At 71.1% G+C, this 6,492-nt stretch carries 5 protein-coding genes; all 5 read right to left on the bottom strand.

The genetic code is table 11. The features are described 5' to 3' along the window. Positions 1-56: 56 nt before the first annotated feature. The gene (locus AB0J52_RS22290) at positions 57-2,750 is read right to left on the bottom strand and encodes a sugar-binding protein (RefSeq protein WP_500183803.1); all 2,694 of its coding nucleotides are present in this window, start codon (positions 2,748-2,750) and stop codon (positions 57-59) included. 21 nt (positions 2,751-2,771) lie between these two features. Next, the gene (locus AB0J52_RS22285) at positions 2,772-3,563 is read right to left on the bottom strand and encodes a carbohydrate ABC transporter permease (RefSeq protein WP_500183802.1); all 792 of its coding nucleotides are present in this window, start codon (positions 3,561-3,563) and stop codon (positions 2,772-2,774) included. Next, entirely contained in the window at positions 3,560-4,558 is a 999-nt protein-coding gene (locus AB0J52_RS22280) for a carbohydrate ABC transporter permease (protein ID WP_500183801.1), read from the bottom strand. The genes AB0J52_RS22285 and AB0J52_RS22280 overlap by 4 nt, the downstream gene beginning before the upstream one ends. Positions 4,559-4,649: 91 nt before the next feature. Then, entirely contained in the window at positions 4,650-6,008 is a 1,359-nt protein-coding gene (locus AB0J52_RS22275; protein WP_500183800.1) for an extracellular solute-binding protein, read from the bottom strand. A gap of 167 nt (positions 6,009-6,175) precedes the next feature. Continuing rightward, positions 6,176-6,492: PfkB family carbohydrate kinase (locus AB0J52_RS22270; RefSeq protein WP_500183798.1), on the bottom strand; the 317-nt coding region annotated here is incomplete at its 5' end.

The following is a 6,492-nucleotide window of genomic DNA, read 5'->3' as shown; positions in this document are numbered from 1 at the left end:
CGCCGCGGCCACCGGTCCGGTCCTGCCTGGCCCGGACCGGCGGCCACGGCGTCAGGTCAGCCGGTCAGCTGCGCGGCGCTGCTCGCCGTGCCCCCCTTCCGGGCCTCGAAGGCCACGGTCAGCCAGCCGCTCGCACCCGGCACGGTCACGGTCCGGGCACCCGCCCCGCGGACGTCGACCTTCTTGGTCCCGAGCACCTTGCCGTCCCACACGTGGACGTACGCGGTGCCCGGTCCGGTCGCCTGGAGCTTGAAGGTGACCGAGCCGCCCGAGACCTTCGGCCTGCCCACGATCCGCGCGGTGTCGGACGCGGGCGCGGCGGCGGTCGCCGCCAGCGGGACGCCGGTGCGCACCGCCTGGAGGATCGACTCGGGCGAGTTCGCCGAGGTGGCCGCGTCGGTCGGCATGACCGGCGCGGGCGGCGTGGTCGGCAGTCCCGCGGGCGGGGTGTACCCCGGCAGGGAGGTGAGGGCCCACCGGTACGGGTCGCCCTGCACGCCGCCCCAGGTCGACCAGCCGATACGGGTCTGGCCGGTCTTGTCCTGGGTGTCGGAGTCGTACACGAAGATGTTCAGGCCCATCCGCGCCGGGTCCACGGCGGTCGGAAGGTCCTTGAACGGGATCTTCGCCTCGATGGTGTAGCCGTCGTAGGGCTCGTTCACGACCGAGGCGACCTGCATGCCGGGGGCGGTCTCCGCGCCGCCCTGGTGGGCGTCGGCGTCCCGCTCGAAGCAGGGCTTGCCGTCCGACATCCGCGGGAAGATCCCGGTCTTGAACGTGGTGGAGGTGTTCTCGGAGTCACCGCGCGGGTCGATCGCGATCTCGACCGAGTCCGAACGCCAGTGGCGCTTGCAGTCGTCGGCCCCGAGGACCGTACCCTGCTTGTCGTCGCGGACCTTGACGAGCACGTTCAGCGCGTCGTCGGTCCACGAGACCTTGCCGGTCGCCGAGCAGTCGGCGGCCGAGTCGCAGGCCGAGCCCTCCCACAGGCGGGACAGGTCGATCTCCTGGCCCGGGTACTCGCCGGCCGACTCCTTGCCGTCGACCGCCGGAGCGGTCGTCGCCTTGGACAGCTGCGCGGTCGGGACGAGTTCGAGCCCGCCCTTCTGCACGTCGGCCGCGCCGGAGGAGGGGGTGGTGGTGACGGTGAGGTCGTAGTCGCCGCCGGAGCCGCCCTGGTTGGAGGTCGGCAGGGAGGCGTCGGTGTTGGTGACGGTGAAGGTCGCCGCGCCCTTGGCCCCGGCCGCCAGCGTGAACGGCTTGGACGCCGCGTCGGCGGAGAAGCCCTTCGGCAGGTCCAGCCGCACCGTGCCCGACTGCGCGGACGAGGTGGTGTTGGCCAGGTCGATCCGCACCTCGCGCGACTTGCCGGACGCGAGCGTGAGCACGCGCTTCATCCGGCCGGTGAGCGCGGGCACGCCGTTCTTGGCGGCCCAGGCGTCGAAGTCCGCGACGCGCGGCAGGGGCTCCTGCAGCCCGGTGACGGACGGCTGGACCTCGACCATCGAGGATGTCTGGCCGGAAGCCCGACCGGCGGTGAGCTGCGCGGCGATCCGGACGCGGCCGGTCGCGGCGTCCGCCGGGGGCGTCACGGTGAACGTGGTGGTGCGCTCCGCGTCCGAGAGCGTGCCGAGGGAGCCGGAACCTGTCACGTTCCAACCGGGCGGCACCGTGAGCGCCGCCTTGGCGCCGGCCAGCGCGCTCGGCGACGAGGCGTGCGCGGTCACCTTGAACGCGCGTCCCGCGCCGACGCCGAAATCGCTGGTCAGGTAGAACCGGCTGCCGAGCGGAAGCCCGCCCTTGGCCGGCTGCACCGCGCCTTCGAGCATCGCCGCCGGGTCGGTGTTGCCCAGCGTGAACGGAACCCGGGAGTGGATCTGCGTGAAGAAGTCACAGCCGATCTTGGCCGGGTCCGCCGGAACGTCGGGGAAGCCGCCCCAGCCCTGGCTCACGTACATCCGCTGTGCCTCGCGCTCGACCTGAGCCCAGGGCTTGCCGCCGTTGCGTGCGGAGGCACGGCCTCCCCACACGCCGTACGACAGCGTGGCCGGACTGGACGTGGTCAGGTCGGCCGCACAGGACCGCCCGACGGGGCCGGACGCTCCGCCCGTGCCGAACAGCCGCCCCGGCGACCAGGTCCGCAGCTTCTCCTTGCTCAGCTGCGCGGGGAACGCGTCGGGGTTCGCCGCGGCGAAGTACGCCTCGGTCGCCAGGCGCGCCGCCTGCTGGTGGTTGCCGTGCTGGCCGGGCAGCGGCGCGGGTTCCATGGTCACGATGACCTTGGGCCGCGTCTCGCGCACGAGCCGGACGACCTTCTCCAGCGTGGCGTCGTGCCCCCACGTGTCGTCGGTCAGCGGCGCGCTCACCGTGTAGAAGAAGTCGACCTTGTCGAGGTAGTGGATGTCGGTGACGCCGGCCTTGCCGACCGCGCGCCGCTCCTCGCTCTCCCGGAGCAGGCCGAGCGGTGGCCCCTCCTCGTTGCCTGCGGCGTTGCCGCCGCCCTCGCCGCGGGTGACGGTGAGGACGCCGGTCCGCGCCTTGTCGAACTCGTTCCATTGGCCGAGGGTCGACAGCGTGCCGGCCTCGTCGTCGGGATGAGCCCCGACGAAGAGCACGTCAAGCTGTCCCCTGTCGGCTCCCGCCGGTGCGGGCGCCGCGTGGGCGGGCGCCGCGACCAGCGTGACCGCGGACGCGGCCAGGGTGGCGGACAGAACCGCGGGCAGTACTACGGGCAGGGTGAGTCTTCGCAAAACAGCTCTCCTGTTCCTTCCCTACTCCTTGATGGCCCCCGAGAGCATTCCTGCGATGAACTGTCGTTGCAGGAAGACATAGACGACGATGACGGGCGCCGCGATGATCAGCGCTCCCGCCATCAGCAGCGGGTAGTCGGTCTTGTGCGCGCCCTGGAAGAAGGACAGCCCGAGGGGCGCGGTGCGCAGCCCCTCGTCCGAGTTGACGATCACCAGGGGCAGCAGGAACTCGTTCCAGGTCCACATGCTGGTCAGCAGCACCATGGTGAGGATCGCGGGCTTGCCGACCGGGACCAGCACCCGCCAGAGCGTGGTCCAGCTGGACGCGCCGTCGATCCGGGCGGCCTCGAGCAGCGACGGCGGGACGCTGCGGAAGTAGGCGCGCATCCAGAACGTGCCGAACGCGACCGACATCGCCACCTGCGGCAGGATCAGCCCGGCGTAGCTGTTGTCCAGGCCCATCGACCGCAGGTCGAAGTACAGCGGCACCACGATGGTCTCGGTGGGGATGGTCAGCCCGGCCAGGAACAGCAGGAACAGCACCGACGCGCCGCGGAACCGCATGGCGCCGAGCGCGAACCCGGCCATGATCGACAGGACGCCGGAGGCGACCACCGTGACCGTGGTGACGATCACGCTGTTGCGCAGGTAGGTGGCGAAGTGCCCGTCGCGCCAGGCCGTGGCGAAGGTGCTCACGTCCAGGTCCGGAAGCTGGAGGGCCTTCACGACCACGCCGGCCATGGGGAACAGCGCGATCACCGCGAACAGCGTGAGGATCGCGTGGTTGAAGATCGCTTCCCGCCGCGAACTCATGCGCCCTTCCCTTCCACCAGGCGGCCGATGGCGGCGGTGGCGGCGAACAGCAGCACCGCCATGGTGATGCCGATCGCGCAGCCGAGGCCGACCTCGCCGGTGTTGAACGTGCGGTTGTAGACCTCGTAGGCGGGAACCTTGGTCGCGTTGCCCGGGCCGCCGCCGGTGGCCATGTAGATGAGGTCGAAGTTGCGGATGGACATGGTCGTGGTCAGCGTCAGCGCCACCGCGAGCTCGCGCCGCAGGCCCGGCAGCGTGACCGCGAAGAACTCGCGGACCGGGCCGGCCCCGTCGATGCGCGCGGCCTCGTACAGCTCCCGCGGGATCCGCTGGACGCCCGCCATGAACAGCACGAACGCGAGGCCGATCTCGACCCAGGTGCCGACCAGGCCCACGGCCGGGAGCGCGAAGGTGAAGTCCCCCAGCCAGCCGTGCCGCCAGTCGGGCAGCCCGGCGCCGTGCAGCCAGCCGAGCACGGTGTTGACCGGGCCGTCGGCCGAGTAGACCCACTGCCAGGCCACGGCCACCGCGACCATCGCGATGACCTGCGGCAGGAACAGCACCGTCCGGAAGAACGTCATGCCGCGGATCTTCGTCCGCGACATCGCGGCCACCAGCAGGAACGCGATGCAGCACGGCAGGATCGAGTAGAAGACGACCAGGACCAGCAGGTGCGCGAACGAGCCGCGCAGCGCCGGGTCGGTCCAGGTGGTGGCGTAGTTGGAGAACCCCGCCCAGGTCGCGCTGCCGAGGCCGTCCCAGTTGTAGAACGAGAACTGCACGCCGCGCGCCAGCGGCCAGAGCAGGAACGCCCCGTACACCAGCAGCGCGGGCAGGATGTACAGCCAGCCGATGTTGCGGGCCTCGCCGGGGGCGCGGCCCTTCGCCTGCTTCTTCGCCTGGCCCTGCACCCGGCCCTCCGCGCGGCGTTCGGCGCGGGTGCCGGGCGGCTTCTTCCCGGTTCTGCGGGTCTTCTGCCGCGCGACGGTCGTCATGGGCGGACTCCTTGGCTCTGCCGATCGTTCCCGTCCCGCCGCCGGGGCGCCGGGCGGCTGTTCCCGGCGCTCCCGGCGGCGAGGCCGGTCGTTACTTCTTCTTCTGGAAGGCGGCGGCGTCGTCCTGCGCCGCCTTCATGACGTCCTGCGCGGACTTCTTGCCGGCGACCAGCTCCTGCAGCGGACCGCCGAACGTGTCGGTGAACGTCGGGGTGGTGTAGTCGTTGTAGGGCGTGGTGCCGTCGTTCTTGCTCAGCTCCGCCCAGGCCGCCGAGACCTCCTTCATCAGCGGCAGCGACGGCTGCTTGGTCGGCGCGGCGAGCACGGGCAGGTTCCCGGTCTCGACGGACACGTCCATGGCCTCGGGCGAGGTGATGAAGTTGATGTAGGCCGCCGCCACGTCCGGGTGCTTGGACTTGGCGGTGATCGACCACGGCAGGCTCTCGCCGCCCATGGTCGCGGTGGGCTGACCGGCCTGCGCGGCCGGCGGCAGCATGAAGCCGACCTTGTCCTTCATCCGGTCCGCGAGGTCGGGCGCCCACCAGGTGCCGCCGAACATGAACACGCCCTGGCCCTTGGCGAAGTCGGCGGGGGTGTCGTCCCACTTGCGGGAGTTGGGGTCCTTGGTCAGGTAGCCCTGCTTGGCCCAGTCGGCGAGCTTCTGCGCGGCCTGGACGTTCGGCCCGTCGGTCCAGGAGCCGCCGTTGCCGAAGACCAGCTTGCGCACCGACTCCTTGTCGGCCAGGCCGTCCTGGATGATGCCGTACAGCTGCATCGCGGGCAGCTTCTCCAGGTTGTTGAACGCGATCGGGACCTCGCCCTTGCCCTTGGCGGTGGCGAGCGCCTGGTCGAACTCGGCCCAGGTCTTCGGCGGCTGGATGCCGAGCGCGGAGAGCTTCTCCTTGTTGTAGTACAGGCCGACGATCTCACCGTTCAGGGAGACGCCGTAGAGGTCGCCCGAACCGATGAGCTTGCCGTCCGACGTGACGCTGTTCAGGTCCATCAGGCCCTTCGGGTAGCGCTTCTTCCACCCGTAGACCTGGTCGTAGGAGGTCAGCGGGAGCAGCATCCCCGCCTTCACGTACTGGGCCATGTTCGCGTAGCCCTGGTTGGCCTCGACGACGTCGGGCGGGTTGCTGCCCGACAGCGCCAGCCGCAGGGTCTTCTGCAGGTCGTTGAACGACCGCGACACCCGGTTGATCTTCACGTTCGGGTACTTGGCCATGAACCGCTTGTTGAGCGTGTCGATCTGCTGCTTCTGCCCGCCCTGGACCTCCTGGTCCCAGACGGTGAGGGTGACGTCGCCGGCCTTGGCCACGTCGGTGCTGACGGCGCTCGGCGCCTTGTTCGCCGGCTTGTCGGCGGACGAACCCGGAGCGCACGCGGCGGCGAGGGCCATCGCGAGGGCCGCGGCCGTCGCGACCGCCCCCCGTGTCAATCGTGTCGGCATTTCAGCGGCTCCTTCCTGTGCTGGTCGTACTGGTTCTGTAGTGCGGTTTCTGCGGTGTTGCCGTGTTGCTGTGTGATTGTGCTGTATCGCCGTGTTGCCGTGTTGCCGTGGTGTCGTGGTGTGGTGCCGCGCGGCGGCGGGCGCGCTGTGCGGTCGCCGCCGCCGGGTCAGGACGGTCGCACGGGGTCGGCCCGGAGCGTGGGCTCGGCCCGGACGACGGTGTCGGACGCCATCTCGGGGAGGAAGTCCACGACGAAGGCGTACGGTTCGAGCGCGGCCTCGGGGATCTCCCCCGACTCGCCGAAGGCGGCGATCTCCCCCCAGCAGGGCGCGCCCAGCGACCCGCTGCGGTGCCGGACCGACAGGCCGGCGCAGAGGTTGGCGAACTTCAGCCGCTCGGGAAGCGGGAGGCCGGCCAGCGTCCCGAACAGGAACCCCGCCCCGAAGACGTCGCCCGCGCCGGTCGCGTCGAGCGCCTCGACCG

Source organism: Spirillospora sp. NPDC049652 (assembly GCF_040675125.1).
Lineage (GTDB): Bacteria > Actinomycetota > Actinomycetes > Streptosporangiales > Streptosporangiaceae > Spirillospora.
Note: the sequence above shows the minus strand (reverse complement) of the source record. Positions and strands in the feature narration are given on the sequence as shown.

Coding starts and splice junctions, on each gene's coding strand:
- AB0J52_RS22285 (WP_500183802.1), bottom strand. CDS start 3,563: ATGAGTTCGCGGCGGGAAGCGATCTTCAACCACGCGATCCTCACGCTG.
- AB0J52_RS22280 (WP_500183801.1), bottom strand. CDS start 4,558: ATGACGACCGTCGCGCGGCAGAAGACCCGCAGAACCGGGAAGAAGCCG.
- AB0J52_RS22275 (WP_500183800.1), bottom strand. CDS start 6,008: ATGCCGACACGATTGACACGGGGGGCGGTCGCGACGGCCGCGGCCCTC.